This window comes from Actinocrinis sp., assembly GCF_035946395.1.
Lineage (GTDB): Bacteria > Actinomycetota > Actinomycetes > Streptomycetales > Catenulisporaceae > Actinocrinis.
In genome coordinates this window covers 1-18,227 of the sequence record NZ_DASYZI010000206.1, presented here as the reverse complement: position 1 = coordinate 18,227, position 18,227 = coordinate 1, and the positions used below count along the sequence as shown (strand labels likewise).

Below are 18,227 nucleotides of genomic sequence, written 5' to 3'. Positions count from 1 at the left end.
GCCCCCCGCTCACGTGCCCGCGACCACGCGCGTGCGCCGACGCCGCTACCTGGCCATGATGGCGCTCTGCGTGCTGCTGCTGGTCCTTGCCTGGGGCTGGATCCGCCTGTACTCGACCACGGCCGCCGTCGCCATGAGCGCCGTGGCCGCGCTCATCCCGCCGTTCGCCGCGATCCTCGCCAACATCGACAGCCCCATCCTGCACGACAACCAAGCGCAGCAGTCCGCCACCCCACCGCACCCACCGGACTATTCCGCCGCCGACCACGATGGCGACCCACGCGCCTGAGCGGGCGCTACCCGCGGCTGCGACCGGCCCCCGCCACCAAGTCCGCGGTGACCTCCGCCAGGTTCACCGCCCCCGCCAGCGCCATCGCCGTCGACAGCTGCGAGCGGTACGACTCCAGCAGGGCGCCAACCCCGCCCGACCCGCCGACCGCCAGCGCCCAGAGCACCGGGCGCCCCAGCAGCACCGCCCGCGCCCCGAGCGCCAGCGCCACCAGCACGTCCGTACCCGTGCGGATCCCGCCGTCCACCAGCACCGGGACCCGGTCCCCGACCGCCTCGGCCACCGCCGGCAGGGCGTGCGCGCTGGCCACCGCGCGGTCCAACTGCCGCCCGCCGTGATTCGACACGATCACCCCGGCCGCACCCGCCTGCACACAGCGCACCGCGTCGTCTGCCCGCAGCACGCCCTTGACCAGCACCGGCAGCCCGGACTGCTCCGCCAGCTGCCCGATGACCCGCGCGTCGATCGATGGATCCTGCTCACGGTCCTGCGCCCGCACCCCCGGGATGTTCGCCAGCGCCTCGTCGCCGTGCGCGCCGAGCGGCAACGGATCGCGCACCCGCGGCTTGGGCGCCACGTACGGCGCGTCGACGGTCAGCACCAGGGCCCGCGCCCCCGCGCGCGCGGCCCGCCGCACCTGCTCGCCTGTCACCTCGCGGTCGCGCAGACAGTACACCTGGTACCACCACGGGCCCGCCACCTCGGCCACCTGCTCGATCGGCCTGGAACTGCGCGAGGAGAGCACCAGCAGCGATCCGGCGCCCGCCACCCCCCGCGCCGTCGCCACCTCGCCTTGCGGGTCGGCCATCCCGTGCAGCGCCGACGGGCCCGCCAGTACCGGCGTCGCCAGCGGCGTGCCGGCCAGGCTCAGCGAAGTGTCCACGTGCGAGACGTCCCGCAGCACCCGCGGCAGCAGCCGCCACGAGCGCCACGCCGCGGCCGCCTCGCCGACGCTGATCTCCTCGTCGGAACCCGCCGCATAGTAGGCGTACGCGGCCGGGTCCAGCCGCTCGCGCGCGGCCGCCTCCAGCCGGGCCACCTGGTCCACCATGTGTTCCACCCGCGACCTCCGCACCCTCGCCGCCGGGCCACCCGGGCGCCGCGTCCCGATTCTCCCAGCAGGCGGCGAACACACGCTCAGAGCGCGCGAAGCGGCGCGCCCGCGGGGGGAGGGGAAGCCCGCAGACACGCCGCCGTCTACGCCGTCAGCTCACACGCCGTCATGGTCACACGCCGTCATGATCACACAGGGCGCTGCTCGCCCGGCGCGGTGTGCGGCATCTTCCCGGCCGGGATCGCACCCATCTTCCCGGCTTGGAAGTCCTCGAACGCCTGGACCAGCTCTTCCCTGGTGTTCATCACGAACGGCCCGTAGTGCGCCACCGGCTCGCGGATCGGCCGCCCGCCGAGGATCAGCACGTCGAAGTCCGGCGTGCGCTCATCCGGCCGCGCGCTGGCAGCCACGCTCAGCGCGTCGCCGCCGCCGAGCACCGCCAGCTGCGAGGCCTCCATCGGACGCCCCTGCTCGCCGACCGACCCGCGCCCGGACAGGCTGTACACCAGTGCGTTGAAGTCGGCGCGCCACGGCAGCACCAACTGCGCGCCCGGCCGCAGCGTCGCGTGGATCATCGTGATCGGCGTGAAGGTGCTGCCCGGCCCCCGGTGCCCGGCCACGTCGCCCGCGATCAGCCGCACCAGCGCGCCGCCGTCAGGAGAGGACAGCAGCGTCGCCTGCCCGCCCTCGATGCTCTGGTAGCGCGGCGGGTTCCACTTGTTCGCGCGCGGCAGGTTCACCCACAGCTGGATGCCGTGGAACAGGCCGCCTGAGAGCACCAGGTGCTCCGGCGGGGTCTCGATGTGCAGGATGCCGCTGCCCGCGGTCATCCACTGTGTCGCGCCGTCGGTGATCCTCCCGCCGCCGCCGTGCGAGTCCGCGTGCTCGAACTCTCCGTCGATCATGTACGTGACGGTCTCGAACCCGCGGTGCGGATGCCACGGCGTGCCCTTCGGCTCGCCTGGCGCGTACTCGACCTCGCCCATCTGGTCCATGTGGATGAACGGGTCGAGGTCGCGCTGCGCGACCCCGGCGAACGCGCGGTGCACCGGGAAGCCCTCGCCCTCGAAGCCCCTCGGGGCTGTGGTCACCGACAGCACCGGACGCTGACGCGTCCCCTCGGCGGGCGGCACGGGGACACGGGGCAGTTCAAGCGTGCTGTCCACGGTCACGGCTGGCATCGCAACCTCCTGGGATCTCATCGCGCCGCCGCGCCGCGGTCGTCGCGGGGGCACCGGTAACGTCGCTTTGTTGAACGTTCATCTATCCCAGGATAATCCCGCCCACGCATGCCGTCGAACCGGCACGCCGCACACGCCGCGGCACACTCGCACGTCCGTGCCGGGCGCCTCGCCGCCGACGATTCGAGGCCCCCGCGCTCCCTGCTCTCAGGCGTGGTCCTCGAAGCCTGCGGGTGGACCCTCCTGCGGACCGAGTACCGGCTCGAACGCCGCCGTGTACTGCGCGAACAGCGGCTTCCAGGCGTAGTGCGCCGGAGCGCGCCCGGCCAGCCGCTCCAGGCACACCTGCCAGCCGGCGGCGTTGCGCGCGGCGAGGCGCGGGTCGAGTTCGTCGAACAGAACCAGGCGCGTCCCGCCCGAATCCGTCGGCGTCAGCTCGAACCGCAGCGTCTCCTCGCCCCACGTGTACGCCAGCACCCGCGGCTCGTCGCATTCGAGCACGACCCCGCCCATCGTGTACTCGTCGTGTCCCGGAAACACGAACGTCAGCGCGGCGCCTACCTCCCACCGATCGGCCACGATCTCGGCGGGGAACCAGGACTTCAGCTCCTGCGCATCCGTCAGTGCCCGCCACACCGCCGCCGGCGGGTCGCCCAGCACGCGCTCGAATCGAACCGAGGGCCGCGCGCCCCGAGCCGCCAGCGTCGCCGGATCCCCGACGGGGGTGACGGAGGGGTTGGCCGCGTCCGCGGCGTTCGTCGCATCGTTCATGGCTCAGCCTCCGGTCTCGGTTTTCCTTGAGCCTGCGGTTTTCCCTTGAGATGGCGTTCGAGCCGGTCCAGCCGCTCGTTCCACAGCCGGCGATACGGCTCAAGCCAGGCGTCCAGTTCGGCCAGCGGCGCCGGACGTATTCGGTACAGCCGGCGCTGCGCCTCCCGCCGCACCTCGACCAGCCCCGCGTCCCGCAGCACCCGCAGATGCTTCGAGACCGCCGGCTGCGCCAGGCCCGTGTCCGCCGCCAGCCGGTTCACCGACCGCTCGCCGTCGAGCAGCAGTTCCACGATCCGCCGCCGGTTCGGCTCGGCCAGCGCCTCCATCACAGCGGCAACCGACATGCCGCCAATATGTCCCGCGAGGAATATGCCTGTCAAGGAATACACGCCCGGCAGCGCGCATCACGAAAGCGAGCGCAACACACCCCGAGACCACCTTGAGGGGAGAGCGCTCTCCCGACGATGCACAGCCGCCTGACGCACCGTCAAGTCTCTTCCCGCCCAGGCGATCACCGGCCCAGCCGCTTTGATCCGATCGGGTAACAAACCGGGTGATCGCGCCGCCGGGCACTCCGATGAAGCCTTGTTGACATCCCAGAAATGTTGAGATAGACAACAAACCATCACCTCAGGGAGAGCGCTCTCCCACCTAGTCAGGCGTTTCACCGATCGACCAACACCCACGTCACGCGCGCCCGCGGCCTGCACATCGCGGGTGCGTCGCGCGGCCGGTCGCGTCCGACCGCCGCCAACAATCGCTTACCCACCCGCCGATTCGGGCTGCCGCGATCCGCGCGATGTGATGCAACGCACCGCGTAGTCGTACTCAGCGCATCACAGCACGCGGCACGGCGGACCGGTAAGCCACAGGCTCGTCATCCACCCACGCACGAGCTTTGCGGCGCCCGCGCGCCCGGACGGAGGCCTCGTATCCGCCCATCGGCCTTTCAACGAGGAGAGTCCATGCATCCGTCCCACAGGCACGACCCGGGCAGCGAACCCGGATCGGTTCCGTCCGCCGCACCCCCGGCGGCCCCGGCCCCGCGCCGACCGCGCGTCTCCACGACGACGCGGATGATCGGCGGTCTGAGCATGGCCGTGCTCGCGATCGTCGGCCTCGCCGCCGCGCAGGCCGTGGCCGCACCCGGGCACGCCGGCACCGCGCCCGCCGCGGCCGGCGCACCCCAAGCGATGCCGAACGCGCTCACCGCACCGAACACCGTCCCCGCCCCGCCGGCCGGATTCAGTCTCACCTGGAGCGACGACTTCAACGGCGCGGCCAACACCGGCGTGCCCACCAGCACGTGGAAGTACGACACCGGTCCCGGCAGCAGCTTCGGTACCGGCGAGATCGAGACCATGACCAACAGCACGTCCAACGTCTACGAGGACGGCAACGGGCACCTGGTCCTCAAGGCCCTGCACACGGGCACCAACGCGACCACGGGCTGGACCTCCGGCCGCATCGAGACCCAGGCCGCCACCTTCGGCGCGCCCGCCGGCGGCGTGGTGATGATGCAGGCCTCGATCCAGCAGCCCAACCTGACCACCGCCAACGGCGCCGGGTACTGGCCGGCGTTCTGGATGCTCGGCTCCACGCTGCGCTCCGGCACCCCGTGGCCGACCTCCGGCGAGGTCGACATCCTCGAAGACATCAACTCCCGCAGCTCCGTGTTCGGCACCCTGCACTGCGGGACCAACCCCGGCGGCCCGTGCAACGAGTCGACCGGCATCGGCAGCGGCGAGCACGCCTGCCCCGGCTGCCAGACCGCCTACCACACCTACGCCGTGCAGATCGACCGCTCCGTCTCGCCCGAGCAGATCCGCTGGTACCTGGACGGCACCAACTACTTCACCGTCAAGGCCACCCAGGTCGACGCGACCACCTGGGCCAACGCGGTCGACCACCCGTTCTTCATCATCTTCGACCTGGCGATGGGCGGCGGCTTCCCCGCGGCCTTCGGCGGCGGCCCCAACTCGTCCACCGCGTCCGGCGGCCAGCTGAACGTCGACTACGTCGCGGTCTACAACAAGGGTCCGGGCAGCACCACCCCGCCGCCCACGTCCTCCTCGCCCCCGGCGGGCGGCACCCTGCTCTCCCAGGGCAAGCCCACGACCGCCTCCTCGCAGGAGAACGCCTCGTTCCCCGCGCCGAACGCCACCGACGGGAACACCGGCACCCGCTGGTCCTCGGCGTTCAGCGACCCGCAGTGGCTCCAGGTCGACCTCGGCGCCACCCACACGATCAGCAAGGTCGTCCTCCAGTGGGAGGCGGCGTACGCCAAGGCGTTCCAGATACAGACCTCGAACGACGGCACCAACTGGACGACCATCTACTCCACCACGGCCGGCCCGGGCGGCACGCAGACGCTCAGCATCTCCGGCAGCGGCCGCTACGTGCGCATGTACGGCACGACACGGGCAACCCAGTACGGCTACTCGCTCTGGGAGTTCCAGGTCTACGGATCCTGACACCGCGGTCGGCAGTCGAGGCCCGAGGGACGACCGGCATCGTCCCCCGGGCTTTTAATCCGCTGTCCTTTGTCACGGCTCGCTGCTTCCATGATTACGGGGCGCGCCGGGCGAGGACAGGGGAGGGGTCATGACCGCCGAGGCCGAGGTGGCAGGACAGGAGCACGGGCAGGGCCCGCAAGACTCCAGGACACAGCAACCCGAGAAACAGCACCCTGAGACGCAGCATCCTGAGACACCGGGCGGCGAAGCGCCGGGCTCCCCGGCGGGCGCCGCCGGATCACCGGCCGCCGAACCGCCGAAACCGGCCGGCGACCCGCTGTTCGGCTCCGGGATCAAGTACCAGAGCGGCTGGGCCAGGCACGAGTTCGAGTACGAACAGATGACGCTGCGCGCCGTCGCCCGCCGGCTGCCCGGCCTGATCGGGGTGTGCGTACGGCTTTCCTGGCGCGCCGACCGACCGGCCGTGCTCACCGTGCTCGCCTGCCAGACCGCCACCGGCATGGCCACCGCCTTCGGGCTGCTGGCCGCGAACCGGGTGCTGATCAGCCTGCTGGCCGCCGGGCCCACCCCCGGCCGAGTACGCGCCGCACTGCCGGCCCTGCTGCTGGTCGCGCTGGCCAGCGGGGGAGGAGCGCTGCTCGGCGCACTCGCCAACGCCGCCTCCGGGCGGCTGCGGCCACGCGTCTCCCGCTTCGCGTACGGGGAGTTGCTGGAGCACGCCACCCGCGTCGAACTGCTCACCTTCCAGCAGTCCGACTTCCACGACCTGCTGGACGCCGCCCAGTACGGCGCGGGCTGGGCCGAGTACATGATCGAGGAACTGGCCGCGGTGGCCACCGCGATCGCCGGACTGGCCGCGGCCGCGGGCGTGCTGACCGTGCTCAACCCGCTGCTGCTGCCGCTGCTCGTGCTGGCCGCGCTGCCGGACGGCGCCGCCACCGTCGTCTCCACCCGGCGGCGCAACCTCTCCCGCGTCCAGTGGCTCGAACGGCTGCGCCAGCAGCGGCGGCTGACCGACCTGATGACCGAGAAGATCCCCGCCGAGGAAGTACGCCAGCACGACGCAGGCACCTTCCTGCTGCGGCACTACGCGCGGCTGGCCGACGCCTTCGAACGCGAGCAGGCCCGCCTCGCCCGCGCCGACGCGATCACCGGCCTCAAGTCCCGTTCGGTCACCGGACTGGCCACCGGTTCCACTTACGTCCTGCTCGGCGTGCTGCTGTGGCGCGGCACCGTGCCGCTGGCCACCGCCGGCACCGCCGTGCTCGCGATCCGCACCGGCACCATGCAGTTGGGCATCCTGGTCAAGGCACTGAACCAGGTCTTCGAATACGGGCTCTACCTCACCGACTGGCAGGACGCGATCGCCCGCGCGCAGCGCGAACGCATCCCCGAGAGCGGGGTGCGGCAAGACGAGCCGCCTGCCGTCATCCGCACCGAGAACCTCGGCTTCACCTACCCCAACAGCCGCGCGCCCGCGCTGACCGGGGTGGACCTGGAGATCCGCGCGGGGGAGATCGTCGCCCTGGTGGGAGAGAACGGCTCCGGCAAGACCACGCTGGCCAAGCTGCTGACCGGCCTCTACCTGCCCGACGAGGGCCGCGTGCTGTGGGACGACACCAGCACCGCCGACCTGGCCCGCGCGCACGCCGCCACGTACACCGCCGTGCTCTCGCAGGACTTCCCGCACTGGCCGTTCACCGTCCGGGCGAACATCGCCATCGGCCGCCACCTGTCCGAACCCGACGAGGACCGGCTCGCCGCAGCCGCCGAACTCGGCGGGGCGCGCGCGGTGATCGACGGCCTGGACGCCGGGTTCGACACGCTGATCGCCAACGAGTTCCTCGGCGGTGTGGGCCTGTCCGGCGGCCAGTGGCAGAAGATCGCCCTGGCCCGCGCCTACTACCGGGACGCCCCGATCCTGGTGCTCGACGAGCCGACCGCCTCGCTCGACCCGCGCGCCGAGATGGACACCTTCCAGACCGTGCTCGACCGCGCCGCCGGACGCACCGTCATCCTGGTCACCCACCGCCTGCACTCGGTACGCCACGCCGACCGCATCGTCGTACTCGACCACGGCCGCGTCATCGAGCACGGCGACCACGCGCAGCTCATGGCGCTCGGCGGCCGATACGCCGAACTGTTCGCGCTCCAAGCCGGCGCGTTCGGCTGAACCCGGACCGGCGTGAGACGTTCTCGATAGTAGTCGAGCCTATCGCGCCTTGTCGGGCTGACGGCGTCGGCCTGAGTGTGGAGCATGTGAGTGATAGGGCGATCGAGCACGTATGTGACGACCGCCGACGGCCAAGCGGGCCCCCTCAAGTGCGAAGGCGGCGGCAACCCGTGAACAAGCCTCAGATCCGAATGAACTGGAGGAATACTCGCGTACCGGGGGATACCCGTATCAGCGCCGCGAACCAGACGTCGAAGTTAACGGCCGCGACTTTCGAAATTCATACGAATCCTGCGACACTTGGTGAGTCGAGGCCTCGGAACCTCCTGGCTCTCGCCCCGACCAGGTTGTCTGTGCCGTCAGTGGAACACGTGATCTGATCGTGCGTACATCCAACAGCTTATACTGCGTATTTCACGGGAGGACGCGATGACTCATACGCTGGATACACTCACGATGGATGTCATTGGTGTCGGCATGGGCCGAACCGGAACAAATTCACTCAAGCTGGCGCTTGAAGAACTCGGCTTCGGGCCCTGCTACCACATGAAGGAGGTCATGGACCGGCCCGAGCGGATCAAGACCTGGCGCCGCGTCCTGGACGGCGCGCAGTCCGCCGACTGGGATGTGCTGTACGGCGGCTACCGCTCCACGGTGGACTGGCCCGGGGCCTACTACTGGCGGGAGCTGGTCGACGCTTACCCGAAGGCGAAGGTCATCCTGAGCGTGCGCGACTCGGAGAAGTGGGTCGACAGCATGTACAAGACGATCCTGCGCTGGCCGCTGCGCCGCCCCAACCTCATCGGGCGCCTGATGTTCACCCTGCTGCGCGTGGTGGCCCCGCCCTCCATGGCGGAGTCCCGGATGCTCGACAGGGTCTTCGACCGCACGTTCCAGGGCCGCCACTTCAGCCGGCCGGAGGACCGCCAGATCGCCATCGAGGCGTTCGAGCGGCACAACGAGGACATCAAGGCGTACGTGTCCGCCGACCGGCTGCTGGTCTACCAGGTCTCGGAGGGCTGGGAACCCCTGTGTGCCTTCCTCGGCGTGCCCGTCCCGGACAAGCCGTTCCCGCGCGTCAACGACGCGAAGGAGTTCCAGGCCGACATCGCCGGCCGCATCCGCAAGTACACCATCCAGATAGCCGCCGGCATCACCGCCACCATCACGGTCGCCCTGGGGATCGCAGCACTCACGCACGTGCTCTGATCCGGTCCCCGATCTTCCCCCGGCGCGGGGTCACACAGCCCTACAAGGTCACGTTGGATCACGTGGTGTGGCCGCCACGCCGGGGCCGCAGCCACAGCGCAGCGGCGTGGTCAGTTCCGGCTGAACCGCTCCAGCTATTACAAGTGGCGCGAGGGCGCCGAGCTGCACGGCGCGAGCGGGCCGACGCGGCGTTGGCTGAGCGTATCCGCGCGGTGCGCGCCGAGGCTGATGGCGCCTACGGCTCCCCGCGGGTGACCGCCGAGCTGCGGGCGCACTGCGCACAGCCCGCGACATGCGCGGGAACCTTCAGGGCGCACTGTTCCACAGCGATCACGGGCTCGGTACACATCGAAGGAATTCAATACCTCGCATAAGAAACGGGCAGCTCAGCCCCATCGCTACGAACACCGATACCAGCAGAGGTCAGCTACACGCACACTTGTCGTTTAATTGACACCAATGCATGTCTACATTATCGAGGGAAGGCTCGGCGTGACAGTCACGGTCTCGAAGCCCCGGCAACGACACGGATGATACGGATCGGCTCACGGCGAGGGGACTTGTCGTGAGCTGTACTGGCGTTTTCGGCATCTCCGTTGACGCTGCCGGTGGGCGTCGCTATACCCCAGAGTGGGGATGGGTCGCAGTGTTCTCATATAAGGAGAGCTTGTGAGGCTTCGACGAACCGCGATCGCCTTACTGTTGACCTTGACCGGGCTCAGCCCCCTGGTCGTCGCGTCGCCGGTGTCGGCGACGCAGGACTGCTCGTTCGTTTCCAGCGGGCAGGTCCCGATCATGGACATGGGCAGCCAGACCTACCAGGGCTTCCCCGGCGGGCTCTACCCCGGGGCCAGCGACACCCGCCCGGCCGCGTACACCGCGGCCGGGGTGTCCATCGCGCAGAACGATGTGCTGCCGCGCGACGCCAACGGCCAAGTGGACGCAGTCAACGGCAAGGTCGCGCTGATCTCGATCGGGATGTCGAACACCAGCCTGGAGTTCACCGCCTTCCAGCAGGCCGTCGCGGGATACGCCAACCGCAACCCGCACCTGGTGCTGGTCAACGGCGCACAGCCGGGCGTGGACGCGACCGGCTGGGACAGCCCGACCGCGACCGCGTGGTCGGTGCTGGCCCAGCGGTTGCAGGCCGCGGGGATCAGCCCGCTGCAAGTGCAGGCGGTTTGGCTCAAGGAGCAGTTCCTGGGCGACAACCTCGGCGCGTTCCCGGCCGGAGCGCAGAACCTGCAAAGCACACTGGCGGACATCGCACGCATCGCGCGCTCGAAGTACCCCAACCTGCAACTCGGCTATGTCGCCAGCCGCATCTACACCTACGATCCGACCCGCAGCGCCGGCGCCTACCAGCAGGGTTTCGCGGTCAAATGGCTCATCCAGCAGCAGATCAACGGCGACCCGAGCCTGTCCTACGGCCCCGGCGGCGTCGCCCCGTGGCTCTCCTGGGGACCGTACATGTGGGCTGACGGCACCACGCCACGCAGCGACGGCCTGACCTGGCTGTGCTCCGACTTCCAGTCCGACGGCGTACACCCGGCCGCCACAGGCCAGCAGAAGGTCTCACACATGCTGTTCAACCAGTTCACCACCGACCCGACCAGCATCTCGTGGTTCAACAAATAGCAACTGTTCAATGAGGCTGCTATCGGCCTGCGCGCTGTCCAGGTCCACCCAGCCTGGTACGTCGTAGAAGGGCAAGTACAGTTCCGCTGCCTGCGTTGTCGGCCGAGTGCCCGGCCGACAACGCAGGCCAGGCACTCGATGGCGGCGGTGCTGTTATTTACTGCGTCCTGTTCTCGACCCACAGCCACAGGATGGTGGCCTGATGTCATCCCGGGTGTCTGCGGGCCGTTGCAGGGCGGGATGCCAGCCAAGGTCAGGGGGGTTGGGCGTTGCGCCATTCGCCGGGCGGGGTGGCGTGCGGGTTGCGGTTCAACGGGGTGGTTCATTTTTTCGCAAATCAGGTTTCATCGAGGTGATGGGCGTGCAATGGATTGATTATGGCTATGGTGGGGGATCCGAATGGCGGCCACTCGGTGCCGCCCAGCGATAGATCATTGATGACATGGGTGGTCGGCATTCTTGGCGCCGCACTGATCCTTTTGATCGTGATTGATCTTTTGATCGTCGTGTGGGGCAGGGCGTTCCCGGCTGAGCTCAATACACTTACGTCGTTGATCGCGGGCGGGTTGATCGGTTTTCTGACCCCACATGTGGCGCCACCGCCACAGCCGCCACCGCCATCGCTGCCAGAGCAGCCGAAGCAGCTAGCGCCATAGAGCAACTCCTACGCATGCCGCGGACCCTCGCCTGGCCCGGGTCCTCGCCTGCGCCCCGTGTCGTCAATTCAGCCAGGACAGAGCACTGATCATCTGCGGCCACCGCCGAGGCGGCGGCGCTGTCCGGCTTCCCAGCAATTTGCGGCCCCAGTTCTGGTCGCTGCCAGCGCAAATGCGAATGAGGTTTTTGAATAGACCTTCCGTTCTCTTCTCATTGATCCAAGGGGGATGACACCATGTCGCAGAATGCGCTTTCCCGCTGGAGAGTGCGGTGTGACCTCGGGTGGGTTCTGCCCCGGGTGGTGTTCGTGGCCGGGACCGTTTTCTTGGTCTTCTGGTGTTCCCACCCGCTTTCCCGTGCTGACCTGGACCTCACTCTGACCGTCTACTTTGTTTGCAGCGCAGTGCTGCTATTGCGCCAGTTCTTCTGGGAGCGCCGGGGCGTGTATGCCGCTCCCCGCGATTGGAGGCTGCCGATCACTGCCGGGCTCTTGTCGTTGGCCGGGGCGGGACTGCTGCTCGCGTGGTGGCGTTTCGGGCGGGGCGAGGCCTCTCTGTTCACGGGCGCGGCCCTGCTGGTCCTGGGGCTGGGCTGGTTCGTCGAGTACTGGCGGGATTCGCGTGACGCAACGGCGTCGCTGACGGTCGGGGGATTGGTTCTGCTCATGTTCTCGGGCGGCGTGCTGATCGCCGCCGTCCTTGTGCCACCATCCGTCCTGAGGTCTGCCTGGGGCATTGTCAGCCTGGCGGTGGCGGTGTTCGCCGCTGTTCCTGTCGGGCTCAACGTCGTGTCGGAGCGGGTTCTGCGCTGGATGCGCTCGTTGCGCGATGAGGGCCGGGTCGATCGCCGGGCTGTCGTTCTTCGGCGGGGTTGGCCAGTGGTGCTCGTGGGTGTCGTGGGATACCTGGTGTGGCTGTGGTACCGGGACGCGATGGTCGGCGTGTGCCTGGTCGCGGGCGTGGTGGTCCTGCTGTTGTTCCTGGTCTCCAACACCAGCGGGGACCTCGTCATCGTGGCGGCGGTGTTCTGCATACTGGCCGCCGCCCCGCCGCAGCAGCCGATCCCTGCGGCGCTGCAATCCGTGGCGGGATCCCGTGTCCTGGTCGCGATGGGCGACTCGTACATGTCGGGGGAGGGCGCACAGGCCTACTATGCGGACACCAACCAGGCCGGCGGCGACCAATGCCGCCGCGCGCCGACGGCGTACGCCGCCCGGGCCGTCACCGAGCAGAGACGCTTCGACGACCTCCTGTTCCTGGCGTGCTCCGGCGCCCGCACCGTCAACATCGTCACACAGGACGGTCAGAACCCTGTTCCGCAGCCGGGCGAGCAGGGAACCCAGTTGGATCTCCTCAAAGGCCGGTTTCCGAACCTTTCGGCATCCAGGCCGAGCCTGGTGATCGTTTCAGTAGGGGGCAACGACGCCGGGTTCGCGCTGCTGGGAGAGACCTGCATCGCCCCGGGAAACTGCGACACCCAGCGAGCCCTGTTCGAGAGCAACCTGCCCTCGGTCCAGGCCGACTTGGAGCACACCTATGCGGCGCTCAAGAACGCCCTGCCTGGGGTGCCGATTCTCGCCGTGCCGTATCCGCAGCCGCTGGCCACGCGCCCTGACTGCCCCGGGGTGGCCCTGACCGGGAGCGAACGCGATTTCGCGCACGCGTTCGTGCACGAACTCGACCAGAGCGTGCAGGCCGCTGCCGCCGACGCAGGCATCTACTACCTCGCCGATATGGAGAACGCGCTTGCCAGGGGGCACCTCCAGCTCTGCGACGGCAGGGTCAGCGACGCCGGCGTGAACTTCATCGGGCTCAAGTCCGTCGACGGTTTCGCCTCGCAGCGGTACAACCCGGCCAACTGGCTGCACAACTCCCTGCACCCCAACGCACGGGGCCATCAGGTGATGCTCGACGTCTTCGACGACTGGCTGAACCAGCACGCCCAACTGCTGGACGCGGCGCAACCGGGACAGCCTGCCGGCGTTGCGGCGGGTTCCCCCAACCCGGCCGCCACCACGGCCTCGGCACCCGTCTGCGACATGAACGGCTCCCACAGCTCAACGCTCCCGAGTTGCCAAAGCCAGCTCGGCCTGTGGCAGCTACAGCAGGTCCAGAACCTGAGGGTGTGGCTGCTGGTACTGCTGGGCTGCCTGGCCGTCGTCTGGCTGGCCTGCATCGCAGTGCTCGACTCCGCCCGCGGACTCGGCCGCCGCGGCGCCCGACCATCCTCAGGAGACAAGACGTAGATCAGCAGTGTGCGGTGGTGACCTTCTGCGGGACCCTGGTCGCTGTCGGCAGCGAATCGGTGCAACAGTATGAGTTTCCTGCTTGAAGTGCCTGCCCGGCGCTCTGTGTGGCGATGGCCTGCGGTGTGAGTCAGTGCACTGTTTCTTGTGGCGGTGTGATGGCGCGTTTGAGGATCTTGCCGGTGGGGCCCTTGGGCAGTGCTTCGACGATCCACACGTGGCGCGGGTACTTGTAGGCGGCGACCTGGGATTTGACGAACTCGCGCAGCTCGTCCGGGGTGGCGCTGGCGCCCTGTTTGAGGGCGATGGCGGCCGCGACCTCCTCGCCGTGGGTGGGGTGCGGGATGCCGATCACCGCGGCTTCGGCGACTGCGGGGTGCTCGTGCAGGACTTCCTCGATCTCGCGGGGGTAGATGTTGAACCCACCGCGGATGATCATGTCCTTCTTGCGGTCGACGATGTGGAAGTACCCGTCCGCCGCGTCGCGCACGCCGAGGTCGCCGGTGCGCAGCCAGCCGTCCGGGATCGCCTCGGCGGTGGCCTGCTTGTTGCGCCAGTAACCCTTCATGACGTTGTGGCCGCGAATCGCCACCTCGCCGGTCTCCCCGTCGGGCAGTTCCTTGCCGCCGCCGTCGATGATGCGCATTTCGACCCCTTCGATCGGGGTGCCGACGCTTCCAGGCTTGCGCATGCGGCCGGGGTGGTTGAAACAGGCCACCGGCGAGCTCTCGGACAGTCCGTACCCCTCCAGGATGGCGCAGTCGAAGGCCCGTTCGAAGCCGCGCAGGACCTCCACTGGCAGTGCGGCGCCGCCGGAAGCGCACACGCGCAGCGACGCGGTGCGGTACCGGTGCGCGTCGGGGTGGTTGAGCAGGGCTGCGTACATGGTGGGTACGCCGAGGAACACGGTGACCCCGTCGCGCTCGATGACGCCGAAGGCGGCGGCAGGGTCGAAACGCGGCAGCAGCGTCAGACAGGCTCCGGCGGTGATCGCGCAGTTCATCGCGACCACTTGGCCGAAGGAGTGGAACAGCGGCAGCCCGCCGAACACGATGTCGTGCTCGGTCAACTCCAGCAGCGTGCGGGCCGTGACCTCGGTGTTGCGGATGAGGTTGGCGTGAGTCAGTTCGGCGCCCTTGGGCCGCCCGGTGGTACCCGAGGTATAGAGGATCACCGCGGTGTCACCCGGCTCGCAGGGCGCGATCTCGCGTGCGGGCGGACAGGCCGCGAGCGCGGCGGCGAGGGCTCCCGGCTCGATGACGTTCACGTCCGGCCGGTGCGCGCCGATCGCGGCGGCGTCGGCCGCGCCGTGCCACAGCAGCAGGCCGGCCGCCTCGCTGTCGGCCAGCTGGTGCTCGACCTCGCGGGCTTTGAGCAGCGGATTCATCGGCACCACAATGCAGCCGGCGCGCAGCAGGCCGTAGTAGAGCACGACGAACTCGGGCACGTTCGGCAGCATCAGACCGACGCGTGAGCCTGCCTCCAGGCCATGCAGCCGCAGGTAGCCGGCCGCCCGGGCACTTGCCTCGTCGAGTTGCGCGTACGTGAGCGTGTTCGCACCCTCACGTACGGCCATACGGTGCGGGTGGCGCGTGGCTGTGCGCGCGAGATTCGCGGCCAAACTGTCGTCGGGGCCGGTCACGGTCCTACCTCTCGGGAGCGACGGCGTTTGGCGCCGCGATCAGCCAAGTGATCGACTGATCGACGCGAAGTGGTTACGGGACACCATCGCGCATCAGGGTTATCCGGTCAACCAATCGGTCCGCGAGTTCTATGCGCCGCCGTGATCAGGGTTTGGGCCGGTCGTCACGGACGCGGTGACAACACAAAGGCGCTGCGCGACGGAACGAAGCACATTCCGGAGGCCGCTGATCTCCACCAGCACGGCCCGCTGCTTTGCGTTCCGCCTGCCCTGGCTACTGCGGATGCATCGCAGCCTGCTTACGGAGTCCGCTTCCTGCTCCACCCGGCAGCAGCATTGCCGTGCAGTGAGCCATGCTCGATAAGAGCGTGTGGAGCACTCTCGGTTCCACGAGTTCCGAGTGTGGGGAAGGGGATACGGGAGGCGCGACCAGATGTTGATGACGGGCATTTATCCGCGGGAGCGGGCGAATCAATCTTAAATCAGAGGTCTGACGGTTGGCGTGGCGCGTACGGTATTTCCTGATCGCGCAGGTCATGGATGTCTCATAACTACGCATCGTAGAAACTGGACGCTCGTTCACTGCCCTTTCGGGCGTTGCGAAACAGCGTCGGGCGAGTAGCATCAAATTCGAGTACCGCTATTTCAGCGGCGAGAGGCAGTCGCCCGACCCCGCCTCTACCGGTCGAATTCGCGAGCTGCGGCGGCCCGGGCGGCCGATCAGTCACGCTCTTCAGACCGCGAAGCCTCACGGCTGAAGGCTGACAGATATTCGTGGGGGATTCCATGCGTTATCTCTATCGATTTCTGGTGCAGTTGTTCGTGGCCGGCGTGAGCGCTGTCTGCTTCGTTCTCGCGTTGGTCCGCAGAGACTGGATCGAAGCCGTTCTCGGCGTCGACCCGGACGCCGGAAGCGGCGCCCTCGAATGGGTGATTACCGGCGGCTTCCTTACCATCGCGTTGACGTGCGGTTTCTTGGCACGTCGGCAGTGGCGCCGACTCGCCGCCATCGGCTGACGTCACAGGGGTGTGCGACCGAGAGTCGCAGTCCGTCCCCCGATCCCGCGAGAACCGGGTCACCCGCGTGGGCTGATTTCGAGCGGTCGGGCCGGTGCTCGGCTCGGTGAAATGCGCAGCGCCCGTCGGGCATGAGTGACGCCGTTTCCTCGTGTCCGGCCTTCACTCATCACTCTTCCGCCTTGAAGGGCTCATTCCATGGCAAATATCCAGGTCACCTTCGACCAAAACCCGAACAATGCGAGGAGCGAGAGCTCCTTGGCGATCAACCCGAACAATCCTCAGCAGATCGTCGCCGCGTCGAAGAAATTCGCCGACATCTATACGTACGACTTCACACTGGCGACCGAGTACAGCGCCGACGGCGGGCAGAGCTGGCAACCCTCAGCGGACCTGGCCCTGCCGGACGGCGCCACCGTGATGACCGACCCGACCCTGGCCTGGGACGACGCCGGCAACGTCTACCTCGTCGGGCTCACCGGATTCAACCCTCCCACGTGGGACACCATCGGCATCGTGATCTACCAGTCCACCGACGGCGGCCAGAGCTGGAGTGCGCCGAACCCGATCCACAACAGCCCCGGGGACGACAAGCAGTGGGCTGCCGGGGACTCGTACGCGGGAAGCCCGCACAAGGGCAACGTCTACGCGGTCTGGGACAACGGCGGACTGGCCTTCGCTCGGACCACCGACCACGGCGCCACCTGGACCGGGACCGTCGGCGCGGCGGCCGGAGACCTCATCTCCACCGGCACTTACTACCCCGAGATCACGGTCGCGGACGACGGCACGGTGATGATCGTGTCGACCGATGCCAGCTCGGTCATCAAGATGCTCGTGTCACACGACGGAGGCGACAGCTTCCAGCCGGCGACGGACCCGGCCACCGGCATCACCACACTGGAAGACGGCGCGCCGACCATCCACGGCTGGAACGTGCTGCCCGGCGGCACCTTCCGGGTCATCAGCGACCCGACCGTGGCCTCCCGGGGCGGAATCACCCTCGTGGCCTGGGCCGAATGGGCGCAAGAGGCATCCGGGGGCCATGCATCCAGGATCTACTACGTCCGGTCCACCGACGGCGGCACCACGTGGAGCACGCCGTCCGGCGCGCCGCTGCTGGCCCAGTCGTTCCCGTCGACCGTCCACCACGTGATGCCGCAAATGGTGGTCGACGCCGCCGGTGTCTTCGGGTGCGTCTACTACGAGTTCGGCCCGAAGCCGGACAACATGCTGATCGACGTCGTCCTGTCACTGTCCTTCGACGGCGGTCTGACGTTCGGTCGCGATGTGGTGACCGACCAGCCATGGGATCCCGCGGTTGACGCGCCGTGGTCGCACGGCGACTCGGCCGTGACGTTCATCGGAGACTACATGGGCCTGGACGCCAGCCCCCAGGGCTTCCAGCCGCTCTGGACGGACACGAGAACCGGGATCCAGGAACTGTTCACCGCCACGGTGCCGGCGGATCTCATCCTGTGCATCATCGAGTTCCTCAACGAACTCTCCGGCGGCGAGGTCAGGGCGCTGCGAGCGTTCCGCGACGAGCAGATGGCCCAGAGCGCTCTGGGCCGACTGCTCACCTCGCTCACGCAGCGCCACGGTCCGGAACTCGCCCGGCACTTCGCGGCCGACCGGGAGTTGCAGGCCCAAGCCGCGGATCTCGTGCGGCGCGCGTTCGACATCGTGCACTCCGCGCGGACGCCGGACCCCGTAAGCGTCGACGAGGCGATGGTCCTGGACCTCGTACAGATGGCGGACCGGCTCTCGCGTGTCGGCGGACCGAGCCTCAAGCGCGACATCCAGCGGATACGCCCGGCGCTCGACACCATTCAGGGGAGGACCGCGGCAGAGATCTTCCAATGAGCTCGGCA

Annotated in this window: 14 protein-coding genes; 9 read left to right on the top strand and 5 right to left on the bottom strand. The window is 68.7% G+C overall.

Annotated elements, in window-relative coordinates:
- A partial coding sequence (locus VGS97_RS12760) for a DUF3099 domain-containing protein (protein WP_326853614.1) occupies window positions 1–289 on the top strand: 289 nt, incomplete at its 5' end.
- Between the two features lie 7 nt (window positions 290–296).
- Here VGS97_RS12760 and VGS97_RS12755 read toward each other — a convergent pair.
- The 4 genes from VGS97_RS12755 to VGS97_RS12740 all read right to left on the bottom strand — a co-directional run bounded on the left by VGS97_RS12755 (window position 297) and on the right by VGS97_RS12740 (window position 3,639).
- The gene (locus VGS97_RS12755) at window positions 297–1,340 is read right to left on the bottom strand and encodes an alpha-hydroxy acid oxidase (RefSeq protein ID WP_326853615.1); all 1,044 of its coding nucleotides are present in this window, start codon (window positions 1,338–1,340) and stop codon (window positions 297–299) included.
- Between the two features lie 191 nt (window positions 1,341–1,531).
- The gene (locus VGS97_RS12750; protein WP_326853613.1) at window positions 1,532–2,524 is read right to left on the bottom strand and encodes a pirin family protein; all 993 of its coding nucleotides are present in this window, start codon (window positions 2,522–2,524) and stop codon (window positions 1,532–1,534) included.
- A 207-nt stretch (window positions 2,525–2,731) separates the two neighbouring features.
- Window positions 2,732–3,295 carry an SRPBCC domain-containing protein gene (locus VGS97_RS12745; protein WP_326853612.1) on the bottom strand — a complete coding sequence of 188 codons (564 nt, stop codon included), beginning with the start codon at window positions 3,293–3,295 and terminating at the stop codon, window positions 2,732–2,734.
- Complete coding sequence (locus VGS97_RS12740) at window positions 3,292–3,639, bottom strand: metalloregulator ArsR/SmtB family transcription factor (RefSeq protein ID WP_326853611.1); 348 nt, start codon at window positions 3,637–3,639, stop codon at window positions 3,292–3,294. The genes VGS97_RS12745 and VGS97_RS12740 overlap by 4 nt, the downstream gene beginning before the upstream one ends.
- A 621-nt stretch (window positions 3,640–4,260) precedes the next feature.
- Here VGS97_RS12740 and VGS97_RS12735 point away from each other — a divergent pair.
- The 6 genes from VGS97_RS12735 to VGS97_RS12705 all read left to right on the top strand — a co-directional run bounded on the left by VGS97_RS12735 (window position 4,261) and on the right by VGS97_RS12705 (window position 13,694).
- Window positions 4,261–5,769, top strand: coding sequence for a discoidin domain-containing protein (locus VGS97_RS12735; protein WP_326853610.1), 1,509 nt, complete (start codon window positions 4,261–4,263; stop codon window positions 5,767–5,769).
- A 130-nt stretch (window positions 5,770–5,899) separates the two neighbouring features.
- Window positions 5,900–7,945 carry an ABC transporter ATP-binding protein gene (locus VGS97_RS12730; protein WP_326853609.1) on the top strand — a complete coding sequence of 682 codons (2,046 nt, stop codon included), beginning with the start codon at window positions 5,900–5,902 and terminating at the stop codon, window positions 7,943–7,945.
- A gap of 456 nt (window positions 7,946–8,401) precedes the next feature.
- Window positions 8,402–9,154 (top strand): sulfotransferase family protein, encoded by a 753-nt coding sequence (locus VGS97_RS12725; RefSeq protein WP_326853608.1) that lies wholly within the window; start codon window positions 8,402–8,404, stop codon window positions 9,152–9,154.
- Window positions 9,155–9,823: 669 nt separating this feature from the next.
- Window positions 9,824–10,792 (top strand): hypothetical protein, encoded by a 969-nt coding sequence (locus VGS97_RS12715; protein ID WP_326853606.1) that lies wholly within the window; start codon window positions 9,824–9,826, stop codon window positions 10,790–10,792.
- A gap of 377 nt (window positions 10,793–11,169) precedes the next feature.
- Window positions 11,170–11,448 carry a hypothetical protein gene (locus VGS97_RS12710; protein ID WP_326853605.1) on the top strand — a complete coding sequence of 93 codons (279 nt, stop codon included), beginning with the start codon at window positions 11,170–11,172 and terminating at the stop codon, window positions 11,446–11,448.
- A 308-nt stretch (window positions 11,449–11,756) separates the two neighbouring features.
- Complete coding sequence (locus tag VGS97_RS12705) at window positions 11,757–13,694, top strand: GDSL-type esterase/lipase family protein (protein ID WP_326853604.1); 1,938 nt, start codon at window positions 11,757–11,759, stop codon at window positions 13,692–13,694.
- Window positions 13,695–13,824: 130 nt separating this feature from the next.
- Here the strand turns inward: VGS97_RS12705 and VGS97_RS12700 are convergent, their stop codons facing one another.
- Window positions 13,825–15,270 (bottom strand): long-chain fatty acid--CoA ligase, encoded by a 1,446-nt coding sequence (locus VGS97_RS12700; protein WP_349262103.1) that lies wholly within the window; start codon window positions 15,268–15,270, stop codon window positions 13,825–13,827.
- A gap of 840 nt (window positions 15,271–16,110) precedes the next feature.
- Here VGS97_RS12700 and VGS97_RS12695 point away from each other — a divergent pair.
- Complete coding sequence (locus VGS97_RS12695; protein WP_326853602.1) at window positions 16,111–16,353, top strand: hypothetical protein; 243 nt, start codon at window positions 16,111–16,113, stop codon at window positions 16,351–16,353.
- 198 nt (window positions 16,354–16,551) lie between these two features.
- The gene (locus tag VGS97_RS12690) at window positions 16,552–18,219 is read left to right on the top strand and encodes a sialidase family protein (RefSeq protein ID WP_326853601.1); all 1,668 of its coding nucleotides are present in this window, start codon (window positions 16,552–16,554) and stop codon (window positions 18,217–18,219) included.
- The last annotated feature ends 8 nt before the right edge of the window (window positions 18,220–18,227 follow it).